Origin of the sequence: Pseudomonas syringae KCTC 12500 (genome assembly GCF_000507185.2) — a bacterium.
Classification (GTDB): domain Bacteria; phylum Pseudomonadota; class Gammaproteobacteria; order Pseudomonadales; family Pseudomonadaceae; genus Aquipseudomonas; species Aquipseudomonas syringae.
The window spans coordinates 147,501-173,320 of record NZ_AYTM02000002.1 but is presented as its reverse complement, the minus strand read 5'-3'; the positions used below and the strand labels follow the sequence as shown (position 1 = coordinate 173,320).

24 protein-coding genes are annotated in these 25,820 nt (G+C 60.3%); 7 read left to right on the top strand and 17 right to left on the bottom strand.

What is annotated here, in order from left to right:
- Positions 1 to 71 precede the first annotated feature (71 nt).
- Both V476_RS01275 and V476_RS01270 read left to right on the top strand, forming a co-directional pair.
- Positions 72 to 794, top strand: coding sequence for a CTP synthase C-terminal region-related (seleno)protein (locus tag V476_RS01275; protein ID WP_024960500.1), 723 nt, complete (start codon positions 72 to 74; stop codon positions 792 to 794).
- Positions 791 to 1,117, top strand: a complete 327-nt coding sequence (locus tag V476_RS01270; protein WP_024960499.1) for an antibiotic biosynthesis monooxygenase family protein — start codon at positions 791 to 793, stop codon at positions 1,115 to 1,117. Before V476_RS01275 ends, V476_RS01270 begins: the two co-directional genes overlap by 4 nt.
- A gap of 4 nt (positions 1,118 to 1,121) precedes the next feature.
- Here the strand turns inward: V476_RS01270 and V476_RS01265 are convergent, their stop codons facing one another.
- The 3 genes from V476_RS01265 to V476_RS01255 all read right to left on the bottom strand — a co-directional run bounded on the left by V476_RS01265 (position 1,122) and on the right by V476_RS01255 (position 4,428).
- Positions 1,122 to 2,540 (bottom strand): short-chain fatty acid transporter, encoded by a 1,419-nt coding sequence (locus V476_RS01265; protein WP_024960498.1) that lies wholly within the window; start codon positions 2,538 to 2,540, stop codon positions 1,122 to 1,124.
- 487 nt (positions 2,541 to 3,027) lie between these two features.
- Positions 3,028 to 3,684 carry a CoA transferase subunit B gene (locus V476_RS01260; protein ID WP_024959966.1) on the bottom strand — a complete coding sequence of 219 codons (657 nt, stop codon included), beginning with the start codon at positions 3,682 to 3,684 and terminating at the stop codon, positions 3,028 to 3,030.
- Positions 3,685 to 3,726: 42 nt separating this feature from the next.
- Positions 3,727 to 4,428: a CoA transferase subunit A gene (locus V476_RS01255; protein WP_003391701.1), complete on the bottom strand. Its 702-nt coding sequence runs from the start codon at positions 4,426 to 4,428 to the stop codon at positions 3,727 to 3,729.
- A gap of 129 nt (positions 4,429 to 4,557) precedes the next feature.
- Here V476_RS01255 and V476_RS01250 point away from each other — a divergent pair, with 129 nt between their 5' ends.
- The 3 genes from V476_RS01250 to V476_RS01240 all read left to right on the top strand — a co-directional run bounded on the left by V476_RS01250 (position 4,558) and on the right by V476_RS01240 (position 6,551).
- Entirely contained in the window at positions 4,558 to 5,448 is an 891-nt protein-coding gene (locus V476_RS01250; protein WP_024959965.1) for a LysR family transcriptional regulator, read from the top strand.
- 88 nt (positions 5,449 to 5,536) lie between these two features.
- On the top strand, positions 5,537 to 5,818 hold the full coding sequence (locus V476_RS01245; protein ID WP_003315738.1) for an outer membrane protein assembly factor BamD: 282 nt from the start codon (positions 5,537 to 5,539) through the stop codon (positions 5,816 to 5,818).
- A 124-nt stretch (positions 5,819 to 5,942) separates the two neighbouring features.
- Positions 5,943 to 6,551: a LysE family translocator gene (locus tag V476_RS01240; RefSeq protein ID WP_003348620.1), complete on the top strand. Its 609-nt coding sequence runs from the start codon at positions 5,943 to 5,945 to the stop codon at positions 6,549 to 6,551.
- 19 nt (positions 6,552 to 6,570) lie between these two features.
- Here the strand turns inward: V476_RS01240 and ssuE are convergent, their stop codons facing one another.
- From ssuE to V476_RS01175, 13 genes are all read right to left on the bottom strand, one after another.
- Positions 6,571 to 7,152 carry an NADPH-dependent FMN reductase gene (gene ssuE / locus V476_RS01235; RefSeq protein ID WP_003348618.1) on the bottom strand — a complete coding sequence of 194 codons (582 nt, stop codon included), beginning with the start codon at positions 7,150 to 7,152 and terminating at the stop codon, positions 6,571 to 6,573.
- A 249-nt stretch (positions 7,153 to 7,401) separates the two neighbouring features.
- Positions 7,402 to 8,490 carry a polysaccharide biosynthesis/export family protein gene (locus tag V476_RS01230; protein ID WP_024959964.1) on the bottom strand — a complete coding sequence of 363 codons (1,089 nt, stop codon included), beginning with the start codon at positions 8,488 to 8,490 and terminating at the stop codon, positions 7,402 to 7,404.
- Between the two features lie 80 nt (positions 8,491 to 8,570).
- Positions 8,571 to 9,980: an undecaprenyl-phosphate glucose phosphotransferase gene (locus V476_RS01225; RefSeq protein WP_003348546.1), complete on the bottom strand. Its 1,410-nt coding sequence runs from the start codon at positions 9,978 to 9,980 to the stop codon at positions 8,571 to 8,573.
- A gap of 13 nt (positions 9,981 to 9,993) precedes the next feature.
- The gene (locus tag V476_RS01220; protein ID WP_024959963.1) at positions 9,994 to 11,223 is read right to left on the bottom strand and encodes a glycosyltransferase family 4 protein; all 1,230 of its coding nucleotides are present in this window, start codon (positions 11,221 to 11,223) and stop codon (positions 9,994 to 9,996) included.
- Between the two features lie 73 nt (positions 11,224 to 11,296).
- Positions 11,297 to 12,412 carry a glycosyltransferase family 4 protein gene (locus V476_RS01215; RefSeq protein WP_024663602.1) on the bottom strand — a complete coding sequence of 372 codons (1,116 nt, stop codon included), beginning with the start codon at positions 12,410 to 12,412 and terminating at the stop codon, positions 11,297 to 11,299.
- Positions 12,413 to 12,516: 104 nt separating this feature from the next.
- On the bottom strand, positions 12,517 to 13,722 hold the full coding sequence (locus tag V476_RS01210; protein ID WP_024959962.1) for a glycosyltransferase family 4 protein: 1,206 nt from the start codon (positions 13,720 to 13,722) through the stop codon (positions 12,517 to 12,519).
- Positions 13,719 to 14,720 carry a glycosyltransferase gene (locus V476_RS01205; RefSeq protein WP_003315729.1) on the bottom strand — a complete coding sequence of 334 codons (1,002 nt, stop codon included), beginning with the start codon at positions 14,718 to 14,720 and terminating at the stop codon, positions 13,719 to 13,721. The genes V476_RS01210 and V476_RS01205 overlap by 4 nt, the downstream gene beginning before the upstream one ends.
- 84 nt (positions 14,721 to 14,804) lie before the next feature.
- Positions 14,805 to 15,317 carry a transcription/translation regulatory transformer protein RfaH gene (gene rfaH, locus V476_RS01200; RefSeq protein WP_024959961.1) on the bottom strand — a complete coding sequence of 171 codons (513 nt, stop codon included), beginning with the start codon at positions 15,315 to 15,317 and terminating at the stop codon, positions 14,805 to 14,807.
- Positions 15,318 to 15,369: 52 nt separating this feature from the next.
- Positions 15,370 to 17,577: a polysaccharide biosynthesis tyrosine autokinase gene (locus tag V476_RS01195; RefSeq protein ID WP_024959960.1), complete on the bottom strand. Its 2,208-nt coding sequence runs from the start codon at positions 17,575 to 17,577 to the stop codon at positions 15,370 to 15,372.
- The gene (locus tag V476_RS01190; protein WP_003420458.1) at positions 17,578 to 18,030 is read right to left on the bottom strand and encodes a low molecular weight protein-tyrosine-phosphatase; all 453 of its coding nucleotides are present in this window, start codon (positions 18,028 to 18,030) and stop codon (positions 17,578 to 17,580) included. It abuts the gene before it with no gap.
- Complete coding sequence (locus V476_RS01185; protein WP_024959959.1) at positions 18,020 to 18,955, bottom strand: glycosyltransferase family 2 protein; 936 nt, start codon at positions 18,953 to 18,955, stop codon at positions 18,020 to 18,022. The genes V476_RS01190 and V476_RS01185 overlap by 11 nt, the downstream gene beginning before the upstream one ends.
- Positions 18,956 to 18,958: 3 nt before the next feature.
- Complete coding sequence (locus tag V476_RS01180; RefSeq protein ID WP_024959958.1) at positions 18,959 to 20,473, bottom strand: lipopolysaccharide biosynthesis protein; 1,515 nt, start codon at positions 20,471 to 20,473, stop codon at positions 18,959 to 18,961.
- Positions 20,474 to 20,478: 5 nt separating this feature from the next.
- Positions 20,479 to 21,600: a DegT/DnrJ/EryC1/StrS family aminotransferase gene (locus V476_RS01175; RefSeq protein ID WP_024959957.1), complete on the bottom strand. Its 1,122-nt coding sequence runs from the start codon at positions 21,598 to 21,600 to the stop codon at positions 20,479 to 20,481.
- A gap of 667 nt (positions 21,601 to 22,267) precedes the next feature.
- Here V476_RS01175 and V476_RS01170 point away from each other — a divergent pair.
- Together V476_RS01170 and V476_RS01165 are read left to right on the top strand one after the other, a co-directional pair.
- On the top strand, positions 22,268 to 23,461 hold the full coding sequence (locus V476_RS01170; RefSeq protein ID WP_024665653.1) for a cysteine desulfurase family protein: 1,194 nt from the start codon (positions 22,268 to 22,270) through the stop codon (positions 23,459 to 23,461).
- A 57-nt stretch (positions 23,462 to 23,518) separates the two neighbouring features.
- A complete protein-coding gene (locus tag V476_RS01165; protein WP_024959956.1) occupies positions 23,519 to 25,327 on the top strand; it encodes an aminopeptidase P family protein in 1,809 nt (602 codons plus the stop codon).
- Between the two features lie 24 nt (positions 25,328 to 25,351).
- Here the strand turns inward: V476_RS01165 and V476_RS01160 are convergent, their stop codons facing one another.
- On the bottom strand, positions 25,352 to 25,666 hold the full coding sequence (locus V476_RS01160) for a hypothetical protein (protein WP_003417622.1): 315 nt from the start codon (positions 25,664 to 25,666) through the stop codon (positions 25,352 to 25,354).
- Positions 25,667 to 25,820 lie beyond the last annotated feature (154 nt).

The following is a 25,820-nucleotide window of genomic DNA, read 5'->3' as shown; positions in this document are numbered from 1 at the left end:
CGCCCATTCTGCTGATTTTGCTGCCTGTTTATAGTCCCCCGGGCTGTACGACATCAAACAGGGAGCAGGGCATGGGCAAAGCAGATAACACAGGCGACGGGATACGGATCGGTCTGGTAGGGGACTTCAGTGCGGATGTCCCCGCGCATCAGGCCATTCCGTTGGCCTTGCAGAGGGCGGCGGAGGCCGCGCAGGTACAGGTCGGTTTCGAATGGCTGCCGACGCCGCTGATTGGCAGTGGTGCGCAGCTCGCCGAATTCGACGGCCTGTGGTGCGTTCCGGCCAGCCCGTATCGGGACATGCTGGGCGCGTTGACGGCCATTCGTTTCGCTCGTGAGCACCGGGTGCCGTTTCTGGGGACGTGCGGGGGCTTTCAGCACGCGTTGGTCGAGTACGCCCGCCACCAACTGGGCTGGGCAGACGCCGAGCATGGCGAAACTGCGCCGCACGCGGCAAACGTGATTATCGAGCCACTCAGTTGCTCGCTGGTTGAATCGGTGGCAGCGATTCAGTTGCAACCCGACACGCTGATTGCCCAAGCCTATGGCAGGCTCGACATCGAAGAGCGCTATCACTGCCGCTACGGTCTGCGCCGCGAGCTGGAGTCGGCGCTGTTCGGCGAGCATCTGAAGGTCAGTGGGCGCGGTCCCGAGGGCGAAGTGCGCAGTATGGAATTGCAGGGGCACCCGTTCTACGTCGCCACACTGTTCCAGCCGGAGCGCGCTGCGTTGCAGGGCCAGACGCCACCTGTGGTGGCCGCGTTTGTCCGCGCCTGCCTGAGCAACCCGGCATGATGGCCGCCCGGTTTGCCAAGCCTTACTTCGCTGTGGTGTTCACCTCGCTGCGTACGCCTGACGATGATCAGGCGTACGCGGAGGCGGCGCAGCGCATGGTGAGTCTGGCCCGACAACAGCCCGGCTTTCTGGGCGTTGAGTCGGCGCGCGGTGAGGACGGCCTGGGCATCACCGTGTCCTACTGGACCGACGAAACCGCGATTCTCGCCTGGAAACAGCAGGCCGATCATGCCCAGGTCCGCGAGCAGGGACGTTCGCGCTGGTATCAGGCGTTTACCACGCGAATCTGCCGGGTCGAGCGTGACTACACGTTCGACGCATAGGCATTCAGGGCATTACCGGTGGCACATAGGCCAACGTGGTGCCCAGTGCCCAGAGCAGAAACAGCACCAGCGGCGTGTGGACCAGCAGCTGCACGAACGAGAAGCCGATCAGGTCACGCGCCTTCAGGCCCAGTACACCCAGCAGCGGCAGCATATAGAACGGGTTTATCAGGTTGGGCAAGGCTTCGGCTGCGTTGTAGATCTGTACTGCCCAGCCGAGGTGATACTGCAGGTCGTTGGCAACTTGCATCACGTAGGGCGCTTCGATGATCCACTTGCCGCCGCCTGACGGAATGAAAAAGCCCAATATGGCCGAATAGACGCCCATCAGAATTGCGTAAGTGTCGTGGGAGGCAATGCTGGTGAAGAACGTCGAGATGTAATGCGCCAGGGTTTGCGCATCGCCGCCCTTGACCGTGGTCAGTAGCGCGGCTATCGAACCGTACAGAGGGAATTGAATCAGCACGCCGGTGGTGGTGGGCACCGCCCGTGCGACGGCGTCGAGAAAACTGCGCGGTCGCCAGTGCAGCAGGGCACCGAGCATGATGAACAGGAAGTTGTAGGTGTTGAGCCCGGAAATCGCCGTGATCGCCGGTTTGCTCGAAAACTCGCTGAACAACCAGCCAACCCCCAGCAGCACCATCAGGATGATCAGCAGCGGGCTGTATTCCAGCCATTCCCCGGGCCGTGTGCGGGGCGGCAGTGGCGGCAGGTTGAAGGCCGGATCGACACCGCAGGCCTTGGCGTCGCGGGCGCTGTTCGGGCCTGGCGCGGTGGCGTAGGCAACGATCAGTGAGATGACCACCAGCGCGGCGAGCATGACCCCGGATTGCCAGAGAAAGATGGTTTCGGTGAACGGGATCACGCCGGTAATCGCCAGGATCGACGGCGGCAGACTGGCCGGGTTGGCCTGCAATTGCGCGGCCGAAGACGACAGCCCCAGCGCCCAGACTGCACCCAGGCCCAGATAGGCGGCTGCGCCGGCTGCGCGGTAATCCATGCGCAGGTCAGTGCGGCGGGCGAGGGCACGCACCAGCAAGCCGCCGAACACCAGCGACAGGCCCCAGTTGAGCAGCGAAGCGAGCATGGAAATCAGCGCCACCCAGGCCACCGCCGAACGGCCGTTGCGCGGCACCCGGGCCAGGCGGTCGATCAGGCGCACCGCAGGCGGTGAACTGGCGACCACGTAACCACCGATTACCACGAAGGCCATCTGCATGGTGAACGGAATCAGGCTCCAGAACCCGTCACCGAACGCCTTGGCAGCCTCGGCCGGGCGCGCGCCGATCGCCAGTGTCGCCAGCGTGACGATGACCACCGCCAGTGCGGCAAATACCCATGAATCAGGAAACCAGCGTTCAGCCCACGCGGCGCAGCGCAAGGCAAATCGGGCGGAGCGGCTTTCTTCTATGTTGGCGGCCATCTGGGGCACCTTTTTTTGTAATTATTATCGGGGAGTTACTTGAACAGCCGACTATTGCGGACGCTCTGCGTCACACGGCGGTTTTTCTTTGTCAGGTGGATTGAAGTTCGACTCAGGTCACCTTTTCGCCCCTCGGCGACCTACTTTGATGGGGCCAAAGTAGGCAAACCCCCAAGCTCCGTTTCCGGCCCGACTTCGTCGGGTTCCTTCGCCCTGTCACTGCTCCGGGGGTCGCCGCAACGGACCATCCATGGTCCGGTGCGGCTAGCCTGGCGTCCTGCCAGGCTACCCCCGGATCAGCGCCAGGACTCAGCCGTCACTTACGTCGCACTCTGCGTCGTCTGTGCCATCGTGCTCGAAAAGCGCTTTAGAGCAATTTGGCCAAAGCCCCGGCTTGTGAGCTGATAACCATCGTCCCCAAACTGGAGCTTGGAAACGAGGGTGGCTGGCCATGAGTATCTTGCCAATGCTCCGCGTTGGCCTGCACTCAGAAAGTCATCTCGATCACGTCATCCGGCACGATCAGCTTGCCTGCTGTTTTGGCCACGATTTCTTCCACGCTGACCCCCGGCGCGCGTTCGCGGAGGATGAACGCGCCGTTTTCGATTTCCAGGTAAGCCAGATCAGTCAGCACCTTGCGGATGCAGCCTGCGCCGGTCAGTGGCAGGCTGCAACGGGTGAGCAGTTTGGATTCGCCGTCCTTCGACGCATGGGTCATGGTGACGATGATGTTGTCAGCCCCCGCCACCAGGTCCATCGCGCCACCCATGCCCTTGATCAGCTTGCCGGGGATCATCCACGAAGCGATGTTGCCCTCGATATCCACCTCGAAAGCGCCGAGCACCGTCAGGTCGACATGGCCGCCGCGGATCATGGCAAAGGATTCGGCCGACGAAAAAATAGAGGCGCCTATGCGCGCGGTGACCGTCTGCTTGCCGGCATTGATCATGTCTGCGTCGATGGTGTCTTCGGTGGGGAAGGCGCCCATGCCCAGCAGGCCGTTTTCCGACTGGAGCATGACGTCGATGTCATCGGGCACGTAGTTGGCCACTAGGGTCGGAATACCGATGCCAAGGTTCACGTAATAACCGTCCTTGAGCTCACGGGCGACACGTTGAGCCATTTGTTCGCGGGAAAGTGCCATCGTCTGAAGCCTCTTTATTGTAGTAGGGCCAAGGCTGCGCTATCAGGATTTTCTGACGGTGCGCTGTTCGATGCGTTTTTCGAAAGTGCCCTGGATGACCCGGTCGACGTAGATGCCTGGGGTGTGGATCTGGGTAGGCAGCAGCACGCCCGGCTCGACGATTTCCTCGACCTCGACCACGGTGATCCGTCCGGCGGTGGCCACCACCGGGTTGAAGTTCTGTGCGGTATGACGATAGATGACGTTGCCGAAGTGGTCGGCTTTCCAGCCCTTGATCAGGGCGAAGTCACCGGTGATGGCCTCTTCCAGAATCACGTTGCGGCCGTTGAACTGACGGGTTTCCTTACCTTCGGCGACCGGCGTTCCGTAACCAGTTGCGGTATAGAACGCCGGAATGCCTGCGCCACCGGCACGCAGTTTTTCCGCCAGGGTGCCTTGTGGCGTGAGTTCGACTTCCAGCTCGCCGCTGAGCAGCTGCTTTTCGAACAAGGCATTCTCGCCGACGTAGGATGAAATCATTTTGCGGATCTGCCGGTCTTCAAGCAGGATGCCGAGTCCAAAGCCGTCAACGCCGCAGTTGTTGGAGACCACGGTCAGGCCCTTGATACCCATGCGCTTGATCTGCGCGATCAGGTTTTCCGGGATGCCGCACAGGCCGAAGCCGCCGCAGAGTACCGTCATGTCGTCGGTCAGCCCGGCGAGGGCTTCTTCGTAGGTCGCTACTCGTTTATCGAGTCCAGCCATGATGATCCGCCTTTTATAGTTGTTGACCGACAGTCGCGCTGCCGGAGGATCGGGTGACCTGCATCTTCTCTCGATGGGACTGATTTGTTAATTTTGTTTTTCTGATCAATTCATAAGAAAAGCAAATATATGAACGTCAAGCAGCTTCGCGCTTTTCTGGCCGTTGCGCAGTACCTGAGCTTCGCTCAGGCCGGCGAGCGACTCAACGTGTCGCAACCAGCCTTGAGCCTGACGATCAAGAGCCTCGAAGAGGACCTTGGCGGACAGCTGTTGACGCGCACCACACGCAACGTCGGTCTGACGCCCGAAGGCGAGACCCTGTTGCCGCTGGCGCGCCAGTTGCTGGCCGACTGGGACAACACCGAAGAACTGCTGCGTCAGCGTTTTACTTTGCAAATGGGCAGGGTGTCGGTCGCCGCCATGCCGTCATTTGCCGGTAATCTGCTGCCAGCGGCCTTGAAGGTGTTTCGCGGGCGCTACCCGCGCGTCAACGTGGCGGTGCATGACGTGATCAACGAGCAAGTGCTGGAGATGGTCCGCCATCGCCGTGTCGAACTGGGTATCGGCTTTGAGCCCGAGTCGAACAGTGCCCTGTCGTTCACCCCGTTCTATATGGACCGCTTCGTCGCCGTGGTGCCCCGTGAGTCGCCGCTGGCCGAGCGGCGTGAGGTCACCTGGGAAGAACTGCTGCGTGAAGACTTCATCGCCCTGCAACGCCCGTCGGCGGTACGTTTGCTGCTGGAACAGGCCATCGAGCCGCGCCACGGCAAGCTGGCGGTCGCGTTCGAGAGCCATCAGTTGTCGACCATCGGGCGCATGGTTGCCAACGGCCTGGGCGTCAGCGCGGTGCCGTCACTGTGCATCGGGCAGATGCAGGAACTGGGGGCCTGCTGCGTGGCGTTGGTGGAGCCGCTGATCGAACGGCGTATCGGCCTGATGATGCTCGCCGATCACAAGCTTTCAGCGGCGGCTCAGGCGTTGCGCGAGGTGTTGATCGAGAATGCTCGCAACAGTCGATAGCGACTATCACGGCGGATGATTTTTGCTGCATCAGGGGCAGGCGTAACCTTGCTTCATTCCTGAAATGAAGCCCGACCGGAGGCCCCCGATGAACCGTATGCTCGCCCTTGCGCTTGTCCTGACATTCACTGTTGCGCTGGTTTCCGGCTGCTCCACTCACCACGCTGTCGAGCAGCGGGCGTTCAGCGCTGAAGAAAGCCATCAGTTGGCCCTTGAAGACCTCAACCGTCGAGGCCTGTCATTTGATGAGTATCAGGCACGCAAGGCGCAATTGATGGCGGATCCGCAGATCCAGCAGGCGCGGGACTTCGATGAAACAGGCGAAACAAGCGTCGATCTGGGTGTCACCGGTCAGCAGCCACAAGGTTAACAGTCGGCTTGAAAAGTGCGTTGTGTAAGAACTGTACTGCTGTAATTGGCCGTCAACTGTCCGTGTGTTTCCTGCACCGCCTTCGATAGGGTGAGCACCTGACTCACTGATCCGGACAGGCAGCATGTTTCTCTCTTTCGATTTGCTTCTGGCATTCACACTCTTCGCATTCGTCACCTCCATCACTCCCGGCCCCAACAACATGATGCTGCTGGCCTCGGGCGTGAACTTCGGTTTCAGTCGCACCCTGCCGCACATGCTGGGTATCAGTGTCGGTTTTTTCGTTCTGGTGCTGGCCGTCGGTTTCGGTCTGGGCAGCGTGTTCAAGACCTGGCCGGTGCTCTACACGATCCTGCGCTATGTGGGCGCTGCCTATCTGCTGTACCTGGCCTGGAAAATCGCCACGTCGGGACCGGCCTCCGATAGCGTCGACAGCCAGGGTAAGCCGCTGAGTTTCATGAGCGCCGCGCTTTTTCAATGGGTCAATCCCAAGGCCTGGATCATGGCGATCGGCGCGATCAGCACTTACACCCCCATGCAGGGCTACTTCTACAATGTGCTGGTGATTTCGGCAGTGTTTGCGCTGATCAACCTGCCCAGCGTGGGCGTCTGGGCAGGCTTTGGCAGTTTGCTGCGCAACGTTCTGCGCGATCCGCTCGGGTTACGTATTTTCAACGGCGTGATGGCAGCGCTGTTGGTGGCCTCGCTGTATCCGCTGTTTATCGAGCATTGATGCCTTTGCTATTCCGGCACTACAACGCCAGTTGCAAGTGCCCGCCAGCCTGCTGGTGACGCGCCTGCAAGCGACGTTGCAGGCCATGGTGGAAATGTTCCAGCCCTTCATGCAGACGCTCCGTGAGGATTTCGTCCAGCGTACCGCCTAATTCGTTGTCGTCGTAGCTGACCTGGGTATCGATGGCGAAGATGCCGTGCAGCACTTCCTGCGACTTGAGCGCCGACAGCACCGGTTTGAGCGCGTAATCCACGGCCAGCATGTGCGCGATACTGCCGCCGGTGGCCAGCGGCAAGACCACTTTGCCATGCAGCGCGCGCTCGGGCAGCAAGTCGAGCAGGGTTTTCAGTGCGCCGGAAAATGACGCCTTGTATACCGGCGTGCCGATCAGCAGGCCATCGGCCTGACTGACCGCTTCGATCAATTCGAGCACCTGCGGACTGTCGAAACGGGCGAAAAGCAGGTCCTCTGCATTGAAGTCGCGTATGCGCAATGTGGTGACTTCGACGCCGTGACTCTGCAGCCAGCGGCCGGCGTGGGCCAGCACAACGCCGGAACGGGATTTGGGGGAGGGACTGCCTGAAAGTGAAACGACGCGCATGTGGGATGTCCTTGCGATAAACGTAAGCCTGCAAAGCAGCTTATGTGCCAGCCTTCTTGTGTGTCTGGCGATGGCCCGCAGCCGTTGGGTCTGCGTGTCTTTCACGCAGGGGGAGAGAGTTCGCCGCGCTGATGCAAAAGCCGTCAACTGTTGAACCGCTGTTGCTCTGGCAACAGTCTGGCGCAGTGCGACAGGCAAAAAAATCCCTGCACAACCGCGTGCAGGGAGATTGGCGAACAGCCGCGCGGTTCAGTTGCGAAAGGCCGCACCGGTCTGTATCACGCTGGCCGAGCCGAGCAGCTGGCTGATGAAGCGGCTCCAGCGGGTGATATCGGCAGGGCCGACGAACACCACATCCTGCGCCTTGAGCTCGAACTGCCCCGCCAGCAGGTACGCGGTGGGCTTCTTGGCATTGAGGTGGTAGACGGTGGAAGGCGCCTGGGCGAAGTTTTCCGCACCGCGTATGACGTACACCGCATCGCCGTCTGCGCTGTCGGGGCTGAGGCCACCGGAGTTTCCCAACGCCTCGAGCAGCGTCAGGCGGGTGGTGCCGAACGAGATCACCTGAGGGTTAAGGACCTCGCCCAGCACATAGATCTTGTTTCGCGAGTTGCTGTTGAGGTGCAGGTAATCGCCGTCCTTCAGGAAGATCCGGCTCAACTGCGAGTCCCGGCGGTTCAGCGAGTCGATGTCGATCAGGTAATCCTTGCCCTCCCGGCGCAGGGTCAGCCCGGCCAGGTTGGCATCGGTCAGGTCGACACCAGCGACACTCACCGCCTGCACCAAGCTCAATGGAATATTGGTAATCGGTTGCGGGCCGGGGACCTTGAAAGAGCCGGACAGCAGTATTCGCTGGCTGTTGTAGCGCAGCACTTTGACGTCGACCTTGACCTCGGTGTATTGCGGCGCCAGGCCCATGCGTAACTGCTCACGAACCTCGCTGACCGTTCTGCCACTCGCGCGGATTCTGCCTACATAGGGGAAGTAGAGCGTTCCGTCGTTGAGCACTTCCCGGGTGTTGGCATCCAGTTGGTCCTGTGAGCCCGGCGCGGTCAGTTCGGGGTGTTCGAACACGGTGACCAGCAAGGTATCGCCAGCACCGATCACGTATTCCGGGGTCCTGTAGTCCAGCAGCACCTGCGGCAGGGCCTTGGCCTCTGCAGTGGCGCGCAGTTGCTGTTGCTGCACGGTCTTCGGCGTGACCTCGATCAGCTGTGCACGGGGTTCGTCCGGTTTGTCGAGAGTGACGTCATCCGGCGTCATATGTTGCCCCGGCGCGAATGCACAGCCTTGCAGCGCCAGGCTGACCAGCAGTAACGCAGTAACGCTTCGATTCATGACGTTTTTCCTTTCATGGGATTGCTCCGTTCTTGTTGCGTACCGAGGGTGTTCGGTGTGTGCTCAGGTCAGCGCTGGCATCAGAAGGCGTTCTTGTTGACGAACCCCTTGAGCAGCGTCAGCAGAATGATTTTCAGGTCCAGCCAGATCGACCAGTGCTCGATGTATTCCAGGTCGAACTCGACGCGCATGCGCATCTTGTCCAGCGTGTCGGTTTCGCCGCGCCAGCCGTTGATCTGCGCCCAGCCGGTGATGCCGGGCTTGACCTTGTGGCGCAACATGTAGCCGCTGACCTGTCTGCGGTATTGCTCGTTGTGGGCAATGGCGTGGGGGCGTGGGCCAACGATGGACATGTCGCCGTGCAGCACGTTGAAGAACTGCGGCAGCTCATCCAGCGACGTCCGGCGCAAAAAGCGGCCCAGCGGTGTTACCCGCGCGTCGTTGCGCGTCGCCTGAAGCACCACATCGGTGTTTTCCTGGACGCTCATGCTGCGAAATTTCCAGACCATGATCGAGCGGCCGTCCAGCCCGTAGCGACGTTGGCGGAACAGCACCGGGCCGGCCGAGGTAAGCTTGATGGCTGCCGCAATGGTCAGCAGGGGCACGGCGATCAGCAACAGAATCAGGCTCGACAGCACGATGTCTTCGGCACGTTTGGCCAGGCTCCAGGCACCGTCCATGGGCGAGTCGAAAATGCTGATGCTGGCCAGGCCGTTGATGCTTTCACTGCGCGCGTGCAGCAGGTCGAACATGAACACATCCGGAATCAGGTACACCGAGGCGGTGGTGTCGCTCAGGCCCGTAATCAACTCGCGCAGTTGCGGTTCTGCGCTGAAGGCGAGGGTGATGTACACCTTGTCGATCCGGCCAGCGCGGGCATCTTCGATCAACTGCTGCAGGTCACCCAGTACGGGCGGTCGGCGCTTGTGCGCCTGCAGATTCATCTGCTGCGGATGCGCGTCGTAAAAGCCCAGCAGGATCAGGCCCATCCAGGGCGCCAGGGCGATGGACCGGGCCAGCCGCTCGCCGACCTGCCCGGTGCCGACGATCGCCACCCGGCGCGTATTGAAGCCGCGCCGACGCAGGGTGTGCAGGGCTAGGCGAATCAGCAGCCGGTAGCCGCACAGCACGGCGAGGGCCAGCGCGAACCAGCTCATCTGGCCGTTATCGGGCAATTGCGTCTGGTTGAGCAGCAGGCTGTTCAGCGACAGCAGGGTGATGAAGGTCATCGCCCAGTAACTGAAGACCTTGGTCAGCTCGCGCAGGATGCGCTCGCCGCGCCATGAGCCATACAACTGGTGGTACTCGCTGACCCAGTGAAAGACCAGCACCGCGAGGAAAATGTGCGACCAGGCCTCTGTGCTGTCGGTGACCGTCAGCCCGGTTTGCCAGTAACCGATCAGCACAATGACGGTCAGGTCCAGCAAGCGATGGGCGAGCGAAAGCGCTGACTGGTGGGCACGCAGAATGCCGCGAACTGAAGTACGCATGGGAAGGGCTCGTTCAGACGGTTTTCAGGGAGACGACACGGCCAGGCAGTTCACTGCCAGGCCCGGGAGATGTCTGGGCGGCACATTGCGATTGAGGCAGGCGCGCCAGATGAACCCTGCTTGAGAGGGCCAGACGGTCCTCGACGAAGGCTTTGATCTCCTGCTCGAAGCGCGCGACCGAAAACCGCTCGGCATTGGCCCGGCAGGCCTCGGGAGAGATGCGTGATTGCGCCGCTTCGAATTCGCCGATGGCGGCAATCAGTGATGCGACTGTTTGCTGTCGGTAGAACACGCCGGTCGGCTGCGGGTGATCCAGACCGCGCACGGTTTCCATGACGCCGCCCTTGGCGAAGGCGATGACCGGCGTGCCGCAGGCCTGGGCCTCGACCGGGCTGATGCCGAAATCTTCCTCGGCGGCGAAGACAAACGCCCTGGCACTGCGCATGTGCTCGAGCAGCACGTTACCTGGCTGAAAACCCAGCAGCGTCACGTTGCTCACCTGGCTGGCAATGGCCTGTGCCTTGGCCAGGTCCGGTCCGTCGCCGATCATGATCAGGCGTTTGTCAGGCATCGCGGCGAAGGCCTCGACAATCATCGGCATGCGTTTGTAAGGCACCATTCGCGAGGCGCAGAGGTAGAAGTCCCCACGTGTGCCCTGTGCGGTGAAGCCGAGCGTGTCCACCGGCGGGTAGATGACGGTGGAGTCGCGTCGATAGGCCTTGCTGATGCGCGCACCGATAAACCCGGAATTGGCAATGAAGGCATCCACGCCGGTCGACGTGCGCTGGTCCCACAAGCGAATGTAATGCAGGACCAGGCGTGCCAGGCCACCCTTGATTCCCTTGCTCAGCCCTGACTCCTGAAGGTACTGATGCTGCAAGTCCCAGGCATAGCGGATCGGCGAGTGCACATAGCTGATGTGCAATTGGTCCGGGCCGCACAGCACGCCCTTGGCCACTGCGTGGCTGCTGCTGATGATCAGGTCATAGCCGTACAGATCCAGTTGCTCGATGGCCAGCGGCATCAGTGGCAGGTAGCGCGAATAGTGTTTGCGGGCACCGGGCAGCTTCTGGATGAACGTCGTTCTGGCGACCTTGCCATGCAGGTGCGCGCGGTCCTGATCGCTGAGGAAGTCGATGACCGCAAACAGGTCCGCAGCGGGCCAGACGTTGATCAATGACGCGAGCACGCGCTCGGCGCCGGCGTAGCTCACCAGCCAGTCGTGGACGATAGCAATTCTCATGGGCGTTCCTTGCTGTAATGGCCCGCGTTACTGCGGACGCGACGGCGCGCATCCTGGCGTTGCTGTTGTGGATTCAGGGTTTGCCGGTGGATGATTCGGTAGCGATGTTCAGTCTGCTTTGCTGCGCGGGGTCGGACGCCAGCAACGTATCGATGTGCTGGGAAAGACGCTGTGCGGAAAGCTCCCAGGAAAAACGCTGCACGTTTTGCAGGCCCTGGACACGCAGCGCGTTGCGCAAGGGCGCATCCAGCAGAATGCGCTGCATGGCTGCGGCCATGTGGCTGACGTCCAGCGGGTCGAAATACAGCGCACTGGCCTGCAGAACTTCCGGGATCGACGCGGCATTGGCCGCCAGCACCGGGCAGCCGCAGGCCTGGGCTTCGAGTGGCGGGATGCCGAAGCCCTCGTAAAGCGAAGGGAAGACGAACGCAGTCGCGCCCTGGTACTGCGCGATCAGCTCGGCATCACTGAGGCGACCCAGAAAACGGATACGCGGGTCACGACAGGCGATGTGTTGCAGGTTCGGGTCGGCAAACAGCGCGCTGGCTGCGCCGACAATATGCAACTGCAGATCCGGGTGGCCACGCAGGCTGAGAAAGGCCTGAATCATGCGTCTGAAATTCTTGTGTACGGCCGGCGAGGACACGGCCAGCAGGTAGTTCGGACGATTCACAGCGGTCGGCCCCGGGATGAAATCGTCGCTGACCGCAGCCGGTACGACGAGCACTTTGTCTTCTGCGTAACCATAGAACGAGGATATTTCTCTGCGCGAGAAGTGACTGCCGGTGATCAGCGTTCTGGCGCGCGACAGCAGGATCGGGGTGATGGTCCGATAGGCCAGCCGGAACAACCGGGTGTAACTTTGCGGGTAGCGCACATAGTTGATGTCGTGGTGAGTCGCAATCTGGTTGCCATACAGCATGGGCCCGGTGTTGCTGATCGAGATCAGCAACGGACTGCCCCGACGTTTCAGGTACAGCGGCAGGTCGATCTGTTCCCACACATGCCCGGTGGAGCGCCCGATGCAGTGCGCCTCCAATGCGCTGGCGCAGTCATGCAGTCTGATGTTATGCGGGGCAACGAATACCAGATCGTCGCGCAGTCGCTTCAGCGCTCGGCACATCTGCTCTGCGTAGCGCTGTACACCACTGATGTCCTGGGTAAGAAACCGTGCATTGATGAAAATCATCTTGAGCATCCTGCTGATGAAGGTGAACTGGCGGGTGCCACACCGTGTCCGTGATGTCGTCGAACGGGGCGACTGCGCCCGTTCGCCGTGCTACTTGCCAGGTGCTACGTGCTGCGATCCTGCAAGGTCTGGGCGAAGATGCTTTCGTACTGGTCCAGCATCAAGTCCAGGTTCATCAATGACGCGACGCTGCTGCGTGCCTGGCTGCCGAGGCGTGCCAGCAGTTCGGGCTGCTGATGCAGCTTGAGCATCGCCAGCCCCAGTGAGTCAGGGTCATCGGGGCTGCACAGCAAGCCGTTTAGCGGTTCCTGAATGATTTCCGTGAGCCCGCCCATGCGGCTGGCGATGACCGGCAGCGAGTGCGCGCACGCCTCGACCGCGACCATGCCGAATGGCTCATTCCACAGGGAAGGCACAACCGCCACGTCGATCTGGCGATAGAAATGCTCAGGCCTCTGAAAACCGACGAAGCTGATGTCAGGGGAAGTGACCATGGCCCTGAAGCGCTTTTCATCGGATGGCTGTCCGCGCCCGGCGATCTGCAAGGTGGCTTTGAACGGCAGGCGCTGGAACTGCTCGATCAGCCACTCCAGCCCCTTGTTGGTCGACAGGGTGCCCAGGTAACCGAAACGCAACGGTGCGTTATCGACAAGTGCTTTGGGCTGCTCGCGAAGCGCTGGCGTAAACGGGCTGGCGTTATGCACCACATAGCCTCTGGCATGCTTGAAATAATCCTGCGCCCGCAGCGTGTCGAGCATGAAGCGGCTGACGCCGACCACCGCGCTGACCTGTTCCGACTGTTGTGCATGATGACTGCGCAACCGTGTGCACGTCGTGCACTGGCGCTGACAGCTTTTGCCTTTTCTGAACATCGTGCTTGCCGGGCACAGCAGGTAGAAATCATGCAGCACCTGCACGATCGGGCAATTGGCCTGGGTGATCGGGTCCCATGCCGAGACCGACCAGCCCGTCAGGTTATGGCACACCACCAGTTCTGGCTGCTCCAGCTCCATCACGCGCTCCACGTACTCACGCATGCCTGCGTTGTAGCGGTCGCGCCAGTGCCAGGCAAAGCGCGCCAGACGGCCCGGACGCTGGGCGATGAAGTGCCAATAGTGGTTAAGCAGGCCGGCCCGATAGACCTTGACCCGGTTGACCTCCGCCAGTTGCAGGCCAGGCCGGTCAGTGGTGGCCAATACCGCGACGCTGTGCCCGCGCTGCTGCAAGCCCTCGACCGTACGCTGCAGAATGATTTCTGCGCCGCCGCCGATATCGGGCGCGTAGAGGCTGTTGATGAAAAGGATTTTCATAGTGGGTAGGCCCTGTTCAGGCCCAGCCTGCCGGCTTCGCCTTCGCGAATGGCGTCGTTGAGCAGGTCCAGACGCTGGGCCGCGTCATGGCGCCAGGCATACAGGTTCAGCAGGCAGAGAAACACCCGGCGATTGAGCCGATAGCTGAGCGTGGAAGCTGCCCAGACATGTTTGTCGAACCAGGCCTGATTACGCGCTGCGTAGTAGGCGCGCAGATCCGACCCGCCCAGCAGGTAGCTTTCATAGACATTGCGGGTCCGTGCCTTGATGTTCCAGGAGTCTTCCAGATCATCCAGCCGCGCATCGGGCACCAGAAACAGCTTTCCGCCACCGTCGGTGATGCGCCAGGTGTATTCGCTGTCATCGCTGTACAGCTTGAGAGCATCCAGTGGCAGGCCGATCTTTTCGTAAAGGCTGCGATGGGCAAGCAGCCCGCCGTAAGTGGCAAAGGGCAGTTGCACGCGTTCCGGCATCAGCCGGGTCGCATCGGGCTGTCCCCACGGCAGGCGTCGCCAGATCTTGTAAGGCAACTGGGCGATGTGAAAGCCGAAGAAGCTTGAGCGCCGCTGGATTGCGTATTGCAGTGGCACACCTGCGGCGATGTCGGCTTGATGCGTGGGGCGAAAGCCGAGCACCGCGCAGTTGTCCTGGCCGTCGAGGAGTTGCCGTTCACGCAAGGATCGATGCAATGCCTCGATGGCATGCGCGGTCGGTGCGTTATCGTCGTCCATCAGCCAGATGCAGTCGTCTCCGGTTTGCAGCGCGGCGTTGATGCCCACCGAGTAGCCATTGGCCGAGCCGGTGTTGTGCGGTAGCCAGATCACCTGAACCCGATCGGGCCACTTATCGCACAGCGCTTGCAGCGGCGCGGTGGAAGCATTGCTGACAACGATCACGCGGCCGATCAGCGGGCTTTCCAGCGAGCGGCTGATCAGGGTGTGCAAATAGCTGAAACGGTCACCATAGGTGAGCGTCACCAGGGTGGTCTGGCGCGGCATGGTGCGATTCCGAGGCTGGTGGAACAGGCGTGCGACGCATGCTTTCAGTACACGTCGTGCGGCAGGTTGCGGCGGGTTCGAGCGCTAGGCGCTCGCCTCGATTCGCGACAGGCTGCTGATCGGCAGCACCACTTTTTGCTGGCGTTGCAGCATATTGAGCAGGATCACCGCGCGCTGCGCGCCGTCTTCGCTCAGAAAGATGGCCTCGACGTCACCCCAGCTGGCATGGGTGATCAGCACTGCGTCGCCCTGGGTAAACTGTGTTTTCGGCGCGGGTGTGGCGAGTCGTTGGCGGATCTGCTCGATCAGATGATCCCGAACCGGCACCGGATGACCACCGAAGGTCACGATGCGCGAGACGCCGCGGGTGGAGCGAATCGGGTACCAGTTGTCCTGCACCTGATCCATGTGAATGAACAGATAGCCGGGGAACAAGGGCTCGCCGGCCTGAGCCTTCGCGCCGGTTTTTTTTACATCGGCCTGTAACGGTCGATAGCACTCGAACTGCTGACGCCGCAAATGTTCTTCGGCGCGGGCTTCCTGCCGCGGTTTGGTCTGGATCAGGTACCAGCGGACATCCTGGTCGGAGTGGGACATGGTTAATTCCTTTTAAATGAAACAGCTCGGTCAGCGGCAAGCAGCGTCCCGTCTATCGAGGCGCGGGGTGGTAGTTGTAGCCGTAGGCGGCGCAGTCGTAGTCGGAGGTCGTGGCCTTGCGCACCACCGCGTTGAAAATGGCGCCCTTGATCAGAATTCCGTTCTGACCCAAACGTCGTTTGCTGGCTTCGATTTCCTGAACGGTGGTCATGCCGAAGCGCGCCACCAGCAGGCAAGTGCCCGCCTGACGGCCAACCAGCGTCGCATCGGTCACGGCGAGGATGGGCGGGGTGTCGATCAGAATCAGGTCGTACAGCGGCGACAGTTCGGCAAGCATCTTGTGGAAGTTGTCATGCATCAGCAGCTCCGAGGGGTTGGGCGCGGCGAAACCACAGGAGATGAAATCCAGATGCCGGACACGGGTGGTGTTGATGACCTCGGTACAGCGCAGGCGCGCCGCCAGTGTGTCGGACAGCCCGTGTTTGGGTTGCAGCCCGAGGAGGCGATGCAGGTAGCCTTTGCGCATGTCGGCATCGATCAGCAGGACCCGTTTGCCGGTCTGGGCAATGATGGTCGCCAGATTGCTCGACACAAAAGACTTGCCTGCACCCGGTGTCGGGCTGGATATCATCAACACGTTGTTGCGCGCTTCAAGCATGGCGAAGTGCAGGCTTGTGCGCAGACTGCGCAATGACTCGATCGCCAGCTCGGCGGGCGCGGCGATGCTCAGCAGCTTCGACTCCTGGCCAGCATGGTCGCGCTTGTCCAGATGCTCCTGTTGACGCGAGTAGGGCAGCGACGCGTAGACTGGCATGCCCAGATTTTCAATGATCTCGGCGCTTTCTACGCCGCGATAGAACGCCTGACGCACGAAAACCATGGTCATCGCCACCAGTGCGCCGAGCAGCGTGGCAATCAGCACAATCAGCGTTTTCATCGGTTTGACGGGTCTTTCGACATTGGTGTCGGCGTTGTCGATGACCCGTACATTGCCGATGTTGCCGGCGCGCAGAATGTCCTGCTCCTGGCTTTTGTTGAGCATCAGTGTGTAGGTCTGGCTGATGACCTGCATATCGCGGGTCAGACGCAACAACTCTTGCTGAGTCATGGGCAGCGCGTCGATTTTTTTCAGCAGGCCCTGGCGCTGTTGTTCCAGTTGGTTCATCTGGCTCATCAGGCTGCGATAGGTCGGGTGCTCACGGGTATACAGCCGCTCCAGTTCGACGCGTTTGAGTTTCAGTTCGGACAGCATCGAGTCAAGACTGACCACCTGGTCAAGCACCCCCTTGGTTTCGATACTCAGGTCCACCGATCGGGCGCTGGTCTGGAAGGTGTTCAGCGCGGTTTCCGATTCCTCGAGCTGCTTGCGTACGGCGGGTAACTGCGAGCGCAAGAACTGCAGGCGCTGGGCGGCCTCGGCAGAACTGCGCTCGACGTTCTGACGTACATACAGATGGCTGACCTCATCGAGAATCCGGTTGGCCCGTTGTGCGTCCTGGTCCTCGATCGACAGGTAGATGATGCCCGAGTCCCTGCCGGCCTCGGCGATCTTCAGGCGGTTCTGATAGATCAGCGCGGTGCTTAGCGTGCGCTGTCTGGAGACAGTGAAATCGGTACCAGGCCGTGCCTGCAACGTAGCGACCTGGATCTTGATTCCGTGGCCCTCGACCACGCGATTGATCGCACCGCCGAGCAGCAGATTGTGTTCGCTGTCGTAGAGCGAGAACTGGCCGGGTTTGCCTGCGGTCAGGGTGAGCCTTTCACCCAGCAGGTGCTCCGGCACTTCCAGTTGGAATACCTCTATTTTTTCGCCGCCCCACGCATATTGGGTCAGGCCGAATAAAGGCTGCGCCAGTTCACCGTCGCGTGCGGGCTTGAAGGTGCGATACAGATAAGCACCGATCACAGGAAACAAATCAGGTGTCTGGAGCCTATTGAGCTGCAGATCGTCGACGACCTTGCCCAGCAGCGCGCGGGACTTGATCAGCTCGATCTCGGTGGTCGCCTGCGACACCGAGAGTGGCTTGGCACTGACTTCCGGCGTGCCCTCGATGCCGATTTTCCGAGGCTCTATCTGAATCATGGCGGTGGCCTGATACACCGGTGTGGCCAGAATGGCATAGCCCAGGCCGATCAGGAAAAACACGCCGACGGTCCACAGGATCAGGGTCTTGTGATCGAACAGCATCCGCAGGACTGTTGCCAGATCGATCCGGGAGTCCGCTTGGAAATTCAGGGAAGGATGGTTCATGACGGTCATTTATCCTGTTGCTCCTGACTGAAAATGAGGGAGCCAGTCGTCGATGCAGCGCGAGAGCTGCGCGTAGGTCTGTTCGAAGGCTGACGCGGGCCGCCGGTAAGGGTCGGTGATGTCGAGCGGGTCCTGCCATTTGCCGATCAGAAAGGCTTTGCCGCGCACTTCAGGGGCCAGTTCGAGGACGTCGGAGAAATGCGCCTGCTCCATCAGCAGGATCAGGTCGGCCTGACGCAGCAGCTCGCGACTCATCTGGCGAGCGGCATGCCGCCGGGGCTGTACCCGGTGCGACTGCAGCACTGCATGTGCCGTCGGGTCGATCGATGAACCCGACAACGCGGCGATGCCTGCCGACTGGATGCGCACCTGCGTGGCCTGCAGGCGTTCATGCAGCATCGCCACGGCCATCGGACTGCGGCAGACGTTGCCGACGCACAACACCAGCACACTACTGAACATGAGCTTTGCCAGTGGCGGGCGGCAGGCGCCTGCGCAGATTGCCGATCATGTTGACCGCCACTTTCCACAGCGTCTGCAGTTTGTGGCGGGGGGGGAGTGCGGCCAGCGACAGGCACACCGTCTGCATCAGGAAATACTGGTAGAGCGGCTGATTGCCCAAGCGGTTGTAATAGTTGGCCAGGCTTGAGCAGGTCTGCAGGTTCATGTGCAACTTGCGTTTGTCACTGCGCATCGAAAACACCCCGCCAGGGTGCACGCGATAGGCGGCCGGCTTGATCCCGGCCATGAACTTGCCCTTGCCGTAGGCCCCCAGCAACGACCACCAGCACATATCGTTCAATGGTGCGCTGCACAGGCTCAGTTCGGGTGGCATCTTGCTGAACACATTGCGAAAGCAGACGGTCAGGGTCGACAGGCGTCTTGCCTGTTGCAACTCCAGCGCCGAGGCATCGGCGCGCAGGTGGCCTTGCAATTGCACTCCATACTGGCCGTGATCATCGAAGACGAACGCGTCGTGATAAGTGATGACGTAATCCGCATGAGCTTCGAGAAAGTCCACTTGCTGCTGCAGTTTTTGCGGATCGGTCCAGTAGTCGTCGGCTTCGCAGTAGGCGATGTAGCGACCGCGCGCTTCGCCAAACAGGCCCGGGACACAAGCTCTGCCCTGGCTGTACTGGTTGATCTGTTGATAGAAGGGCCGAATGATCGTCGGATGCCGCTCGGCGTAGTGCGCAATGATGCGCGCGGTAGCGTCTGTGGAGGCGTCGTCGTTGATCAGGATTTCGTACCTGAAATCGGTCTGCTGTGACAAAAGCCCGTCCAGCGTCTGGGCGATGAAGCCTTCCTGATTGTAGGCGGGGCATACGATGCTCAGCAGCGGCGGCGCCAGGCAGGTTTCCTCGGTATTTCTTACAGTGTCGTCCATGGCTCAAGTACTCGGTTTACTGAACAGAACATAGAGTTTCGATGCCAGCGGCCGGTGACTCGTCGCCACCAGCGTCAGGGTGACAAGCCCGCTGAGCGCGAGTGCCAGAAGCACGCTGCTGCGGCTTTCACCGGCAATCAGATTGAATACGGGAGTGCTGACCACCAGGCCAGCAGCGGTCATGACGCTGATACGCAGGATGTCGCTCAGCCACTGGCGATGAAGGCCGGGGGCCAGGTGTCGATGCACGATGGCTGGCCATATCGCGAAAGACGTCGCGCGCAGAAAAAACCACGCCAACGCCGCGCCGTACACGCCTTGGTAATGAATCGCCAGCACCATCACCGGCACGCTGACCAGCGTCGATATCAGGCTGTACCACAGGTGCAAATGCATTCGGCCATAGGCGTATTGCAAATAGAACTGAAAGGCACTGGCGGCCATGATGGCGCTGCCCAGTGCGTACCAGCCCAGTACCGGGCGACTCCAGTTTGCGGCGACCGGATCGCCGGTCCAGGCGAGAATCAACGGTTCTGCATACAGGGCAATGACCGCCGCCAGAGGAAACACAAAGGTGCAGGCGAAGCGATTGGCGGCGAGGAACAAGGCGTGCATCTCGTCGCGCCGCCCCTCGGCCATCAACACTGTCAGGCGCGGCAGCAGCGTCTGGACCAGCGGGTTGGTCAGCATCACGATGCCGGTGGCGATCAACGCCACCAGTGAGAAGTAGCCGTACTGGCCCAGCGGCAGCAGATTCGACAGAAGAGCCTTGTCCACCTGAGTCAGCACGATCCACAGCACAGCGCTCAGCGACAGGCTGGCGGCGAAGGGCAGGATCGGCTTAATCAATGGCCAGTCCAGACCGGTCAGCCAATGCGGCGCAGGCATCTGCCCGCGGGCCTTGCCGGCAAACCACAGGGTTTCGATCAGCCCCACCGCAAGTTGAAATTCAAAGAAGTCTCGTGGGTCCCGGGAAAACTGACTGACCAGCACCAGGCCACCGAAGTAGCGCAATGTCGCGATCAACACATTGGCGACGTTGAGCCAGCCATGCTGTTCAAGTCCCTGAATCGCGCTTTTGTACAGCGTCGAATACAGGCGCAGGGCAATGATGATGCCCATCAAAGTGATGCAATGGGTCAGCGTGTCGGGTTGTAGCGTGTTTGCGTTCAGCCAGTGCGCGGCGATCCAGGGGCTGGCGATACAGACAAGCAGGGCGCAGAACATGGCCATCGGCAGAAAAACCAGTTCGAACGAGCGCAGCAGACGGCCCAGGTATTGTTTGCTTGCAGGGGTGTCTCGCTGATGCGCCACCGTCCGCACCAGGCTGGGTGACAGGCCGGCATCCAGCAATTGCAGCCAGGCCTGCAGCAGGGTGAAGAAGCCGATCAGGCCATACGCTTCGGCACCCAGATGGCCCAGATAAAACGGCATGATCAGAATCCCGACCAGCAGCACGTAAGCCTGCCCGCCATAATTCAGGAGGGTGTTGCGAATGAGGGAATGTTTGCCTGGCATGGTCGTCAGCAGACCCGCGCAACGGTGCAGGCCCGGTAGTCAGTTTCAGTCCCGTTGCAGGCTTCGATCAGGGTGCGGATGACCAGGTCCTGCTCGCTTCTCAGCAGACCGGGATAGATCGGTAGGCACAGCACTCGCTCGCTCAACGCTCTGGACACCGGCTGGCCGGGTTGCGGCTGCAGGTATTCGAGGGTGTCCAGCGAGGGGTAGAAGTAGCGGCGAGGATTGATCTTGTGCTGGTTGAGTGCCGTACGCACGCTCAACAATTGTTGCTCGTCGCGCAGGGCCACAGGGTAATAACTGTGATTCAACTGGCTGTCGGCCTGCGGTGTCTGCAGATCCAGATAGTCCTGCAGCGACGAGGTGTAGTGATCGGCTATCTCCGCACGCTCTTCGAGAATGTTGCTGATGTTGTCGAGAATGCACAGACCCATCGCAGCAGAGAATTCGTTGAGCTTGGCGTTGATGCCGATGCCGTCGATCCGGTCGACGCCGGAAATGCCGAAGTTGCACATCAGATGGGCCTGTCTGGCCAGCTCGTCATCGTTGGTGATGATCGCGCCACCTTCAATGGTGTGAAACAGCTTGGTGGCATGGAAGCTCAAGGTGCTGATGTCGCCGTGATTGAGCACCGACTGGCCTGCGTGACGCACGGCGAATGCATGTGCGCCGTCATAGACGACCTTGAGCTTATGCTCGCGGGCTATTTGCTCGATGGCTTGCACGTCACACGGATTGCCGAACACGTGGGTGGCGACGATCGCAGTGGTGTCTTCGGCAATACTGTTTTCGATGTGTTTCGGCGAGATGTTCCAGGTGTGCGCATCGATGTCGGCAAAGATCGGCCGGATGCCTTCCCATTGCAGCGAACTGCTGGTCGCGACAAAACTGAATGGCGTGGTCACTGCGCTGCCGCTCAGCCCCAGCGCCCGATAGGCCACTTGCAGGGCCAGGGTGCCGTTATTGGTCAGAATAATGTGCCTGACGCCCAGGTAGTCCTTGAGTCGATCCGTCAGCTCCCTGGCCAGCGGACCGTGATTGGTCAGCCAGCCACGTGCGTAGATGCCTTCGACATAGCGTTTGAACTGGTCGATATCACTCAGATATGTCTTGGTCACGTTAATCATCGAAGCCTCCATGTTTCTTTGAATCAGCGCGTTGCCAAGCGGGTGACCGGGCATCTTTCGCAGACGTGCGTTGACTGCCGGGCACGCTACCGCCGAATCGTGTCGATCCAGTCAGGGCGCTGCTTACACAGAACCAACGCGTAAGCGTCGAGTGGGTCGCATTGCAACAGGCAAAGCTACCGCCACACCGAACGCATTCAGCAGTTTAAAAAGGAAGTGAGAGTCAACAGACATCCGCCAGCGCCGGGTAAGCGCCGTGGAAATAACTGACAGGGTGAGACGGGACAGCAGTCAACTTCGGCGGATGATTCCGACGCCATGCTCTGCGGCATGTGCGTAAAACCGGAATGTGCCTGACGGTCCTATATATCGGTGGCGGCAGGGTATCTGTCAAATTATTTCGTCAGGTTTCTGTTAGATTTTTGATAAATGGTAGAGCGGAGAATCTAACGTACTGATTTATAAGTGTGTCAAAAAAATATCATCCGTCGATGTCTTTTTAAAGACACAGCTCACGACCTCTGTCCGGCGTCGAGAGATCAACAGATTTTACGACAGCAGCTTTTTAAATATTCAATTTTGATCTATATAAATACTAATTGATAATTTTTGGTTCTATTTGATTTCGTGCATGATCTTCCTCATGGTCTGTAAACGAGGAACGTGTATGAACGAGCCAGTGCTGTATTTCGATTACGCTGCCACCACGCCTGTGGACGAGCGCGTCATCAGAGTGATGGTCGATTGCCTGGGGGCATCAGGCAATTTCGGTAATCCCGCCTCCAGCTCCCATTCGTTCGGCCAGAAAGCCCGCCTTGCAGTGGAGTTTGCCCGTGGGCAGGTTGCGCACCTGGTGGGTGCGCAAGCCTCGCAGATCATCTGGACTTCCGGCGCGACCGAATCCAGCAATCTGGCAATAAAGGGGGTAGCTCAGGAACGTGCCAAGCGCCAGGCAGCGGTCTTCGGAGGCAGACCCGGTCATATCATCACCAGCCTGATTGAGCACAAGGCTACCCTCGACACCGCCCGTCAACTTGAGGAAGAGGGCGTCGATGTCACTTGGCTGGCGCCGGACAGCGCGGGCCTTATCAGTGCCGATGCGGTCAGTGCAGCCTTGCGTGACGATACATTTCTGGTCTCGCTGATGCTGGTCAATAACGAACTGGGTACCGTCAACGACATCGCCGAAATCGGCAGGCGTGTACGTGGGCACGGGGCGCTGTTGCATGTCGACGCTGCACAAGGCGCGGGCAAGCTGCCGATTGACCTCAGCCAGCTCGCGGTGGATTTGATGTCGCTCTCGGCACACAAGATCTATGGGCCCAAGGGCGTTGGCGCCTTGTACGTCGGTCCGCGCGCGCAGCAGCGTGTACTCGCTCAGATTCATGGGGGAGGCCACGAATGTGGCTTGCGCTCCGGGACACTGGCGACGCATCAGATCGCCGGAATGGGCGCTGCCTTTGCCCTGGCGGCAGAGGTGCTCGAAGAAGAAGTGGTTGAAGTACAGCGGCTGAGCGATCTTCTTTGTGAGCGCCTGGCCAAGATCCCCGGGGTGTGTATCAACGGCAGTCCCACGCAGCGGATTGCCCACACACTCAGTTTTACCTTCACCCATAACGATCTGGACGTCGCCGCGCTGGGTGAGAGTCTGGCCTTTTCGTCCACCTCAGCCTGCAACTCGGCGAAAAACCTGCCGTCGCATGTCCTGCTCGCACTTGGGCTGAGCCCGCAGGCCGCCAGCCAGACCATACGTCTGAGCCTGGGGCGCTTCACCCGCGAGCAGGACATAGAGCGTGCGGTCGACTCGATTCGCGCCTCTCTTGTTCAGCCTGCGTTCTGGGCGGTTGCTCAGGCTCGATGAGTGCTCCATTATCTGAACCAGTGAAAGCAGTCAATTTCCGGGTCAGCAGGAGAGTCAATGAGCACGCAATCCAATGCCAGTTCAGACGTGGCAGAACGTTTGGCGCAAACCCGCGCCTTGATGAGCAGGGAGCGCATCGATGCCTATCTGGTGCCGTCAGCGGATCCGCACCTCTCCGAATACCTGCCCGGCTATTGGCAGGGGCGCCAGTGGTTGTCGGGTTTTCACGGCTCGGTCGGTACGCTGATCATCACCCAGGATTTTGCCGGCATTTGGGCTGATAGCCGCTATTGGGAGCAGGCCACCAAGGAGCTGGCCGGCAGCGGCATCGAGTTGGTGAAACTGATGCCTGGCCAGCAAGGTCCGCTCGAATGGCTGGCAGATGAAGCCAAGGCCGAAAGCGTGGTTGCCGTTGATGGCGCGGTTCTGGCCGTTGCTTCTTCGCGAACCCTGGCAAGCAAGCTCTACGAGCGCGGCGCGCGGCTGCGAACCGACATCGACCTGCTTACCGAGCTATGGCAGGACCGCCCGGCGTTGCCGTCCCACCCGATTTACGAGCATTTGCCTCCCCAGGCGTCACTGGACCGTAGCGAAAAAATCGCGCGGGTTCGTCAGATCATCGTCGAGCGAAAAGCTGACTGGCATTTCATTGCAACGCTGGACGATATCGCCTGGCTGTTCAATCTGCGTGGCGCAGACGTTTCCTACAATCCGGTGTTCATCGCGTTTGCCTTGATCGGTCCGCAAAGCGTCACGCTGTTCGTGGACTCGAAGAAAGTACCGGACTCGGTGCGTGCGCGCCTGGAGCGCGAGGCCATCAACCTCATGGAGTACACGCAGATTGGAGCCGCCTTGCGTGAACTGCCGAAGGATGCGCGACTGCTGGTCGATCCGGCGCGGGTTACCTGCGGACTGCTCGATTACCTGGACAGTGAGGTCACGCTGGTTGAAGGGCTTAACCCGAGCACGTTGCTGAAATCGCGAAAAACCGAGACCGATACGGCTCATATCCGTCAGGCAATGGAGCAGGACGGCGCGGCGCTGTGCGAATTCTTCGCCTGGCTGGACAGTGCACTGGGGCGAGAGCCTGTCAGCGAACTGACCATCGATGAAAAACTCACGCAGGCACGTGAGCGACGTCCGGGTTATGTCTCGCCCAGCTTTGCGACTATTGCGGGTTTCAACGCTAATGGCGCAATGCCGCATTATCGCGCCACGGAGGCGGAGCATGCGCGGATAGAAGGTGATGGTTTGCTGCTGATCGATTCGGGCGGCCAGTACCTTGGTGGCACCACTGACATCACGCGGATGGTGGCGATCGGAACACCGAGTGCCGAACAGAAGCAGGACTGTACGCGCGTCCTCAAGGGTGTGATCGCACTGTCACGTGCTCACTTCCCCAAGGGCATTCAGTCGCCGCTGCTGGACGCCATTGCCCGAGCGCCGATCTGGAGTGAGGGTGTCAATTACGGCCACGGCACCGGGCACGGTGTGGGGTATTTCCTGAATGTGCACGAGGGGCCGCAAGTCATTGCCTATCAGGCACCTGCAACGCCGCAGACGGCCATGCTGCCAGGGATGATCACGTCCATCGAGCCCGGTACGTACCGGCCTGGACGCTGGGGGGTGCGTATCGAAAACCTGGTGATCAACCAGGAAGCAGGCAAAACCGAGTTCGGCGAGTTCCTGCGCTTTGAAACCCTGACGCTGTGCCCGATCGACACCCGTTGCCTCGAGGTGTCGATGTTGAACGCAGAAGAACGCGCCTGGCTGAACGACTACCATGTGCAGGTTCTGACGCGCTTGAGCCCGTTTCTGCAGGGCACTGCGCTGTTGTGGCTGCAGGCCCGCACGATCCCTGTCTGATCAAGCCTTCACGTTGCCGCGGGCTCAGTCCTGCGGCGACGGATTCGCCAGTGGTGCAGCTTTCCTGCACACGATGATCATGCTGCGGCTGGTGTAACCCGCCGGGTTCAGGCCGAACGGATAGTCTTCGGGCTCCTCGGTGGCATCGCCGGACTTTGCGATCACTTTGAATGTTCTGGAAGCGCAAGAGTTGGTAGCCAGTTCGTAGCATTTTGCCCAAGACGACGTGAGGCCTGAGCAGTTGATGTGGATGCCTCGCTTGCTTTGCGTGACGGGTTTGGATGTGGCTGCACAACCTGCCACAGCCAATATGGCCAATACGACAAAAATGTATTTCATTCCTTTCCTTAGCGGGCCATTGCTGATCGCGATCCATCCGATTGACTGGACCATGAGTCGTTTGAACTGTAACGCATAGCCACCGAATATAAATCGGTCAGGTACAAACATGGCGCATGCGCGTAACAAATGCTAGTGCCATATGGCTTCTTGC

Coding starts and splice junctions, on each gene's coding strand:
- V476_RS01275 (WP_024960500.1), top strand. CDS start 72: ATGGGCAAAGCAGATAACACAGGCGACGGGATACGGATCGGTCTGGTA.
- V476_RS01270 (WP_024960499.1), top strand. CDS start 791: ATGATGGCCGCCCGGTTTGCCAAGCCTTACTTCGCTGTGGTGTTCACC.
- V476_RS01265 (WP_024960498.1), bottom strand. CDS start 2,540: ATGGCCGCCAACATAGAAGAAAGCCGCTCCGCCCGATTTGCCTTGCGC.
- V476_RS01260 (WP_024959966.1), bottom strand. CDS start 3,684: ATGGCACTTTCCCGCGAACAAATGGCTCAACGTGTCGCCCGTGAGCTC.
- V476_RS01255 (WP_003391701.1), bottom strand. CDS start 4,428: ATGGCTGGACTCGATAAACGAGTAGCGACCTACGAAGAAGCCCTCGCC.
- V476_RS01250 (WP_024959965.1), top strand. CDS start 4,558: ATGAACGTCAAGCAGCTTCGCGCTTTTCTGGCCGTTGCGCAGTACCTG.
- V476_RS01245 (WP_003315738.1), top strand. CDS start 5,537: ATGAACCGTATGCTCGCCCTTGCGCTTGTCCTGACATTCACTGTTGCG.
- V476_RS01240 (WP_003348620.1), top strand. CDS start 5,943: ATGTTTCTCTCTTTCGATTTGCTTCTGGCATTCACACTCTTCGCATTC.
- ssuE (WP_003348618.1), bottom strand. CDS start 7,152: ATGCGCGTCGTTTCACTTTCAGGCAGTCCCTCCCCCAAATCCCGTTCC.
- V476_RS01230 (WP_024959964.1), bottom strand. CDS start 8,490: ATGAATCGAAGCGTTACTGCGTTACTGCTGGTCAGCCTGGCGCTGCAA.
- V476_RS01225 (WP_003348546.1), bottom strand. CDS start 9,980: ATGCGTACTTCAGTTCGCGGCATTCTGCGTGCCCACCAGTCAGCGCTT.
- V476_RS01220 (WP_024959963.1), bottom strand. CDS start 11,223: ATGAGAATTGCTATCGTCCACGACTGGCTGGTGAGCTACGCCGGCGCC.
- V476_RS01215 (WP_024663602.1), bottom strand. CDS start 12,412: ATGATTTTCATCAATGCACGGTTTCTTACCCAGGACATCAGTGGTGTA.
- V476_RS01210 (WP_024959962.1), bottom strand. CDS start 13,722: ATGAAAATCCTTTTCATCAACAGCCTCTACGCGCCCGATATCGGCGGC.
- V476_RS01205 (WP_003315729.1), bottom strand. CDS start 14,720: ATGCCGCGCCAGACCACCCTGGTGACGCTCACCTATGGTGACCGTTTC.
- rfaH (WP_024959961.1), bottom strand. CDS start 15,317: ATGTCCCACTCCGACCAGGATGTCCGCTGGTACCTGATCCAGACCAAA.
- V476_RS01195 (WP_024959960.1), bottom strand. CDS start 17,577: ATGACCGTCATGAACCATCCTTCCCTGAATTTCCAAGCGGACTCCCGG.
- V476_RS01190 (WP_003420458.1), bottom strand. CDS start 18,030: ATGTTCAGTAGTGTGCTGGTGTTGTGCGTCGGCAACGTCTGCCGCAGT.
- V476_RS01185 (WP_024959959.1), bottom strand. CDS start 18,955: ATGGACGACACTGTAAGAAATACCGAGGAAACCTGCCTGGCGCCGCCG.
- V476_RS01180 (WP_024959958.1), bottom strand. CDS start 20,473: ATGCCAGGCAAACATTCCCTCATTCGCAACACCCTCCTGAATTATGGC.
- V476_RS01175 (WP_024959957.1), bottom strand. CDS start 21,600: ATGATTAACGTGACCAAGACATATCTGAGTGATATCGACCAGTTCAAA.
- V476_RS01170 (WP_024665653.1), top strand. CDS start 22,268: ATGAACGAGCCAGTGCTGTATTTCGATTACGCTGCCACCACGCCTGTG.
- V476_RS01165 (WP_024959956.1), top strand. CDS start 23,519: ATGAGCACGCAATCCAATGCCAGTTCAGACGTGGCAGAACGTTTGGCG.
- V476_RS01160 (WP_003417622.1), bottom strand. CDS start 25,666: ATGAAATACATTTTTGTCGTATTGGCCATATTGGCTGTGGCAGGTTGT.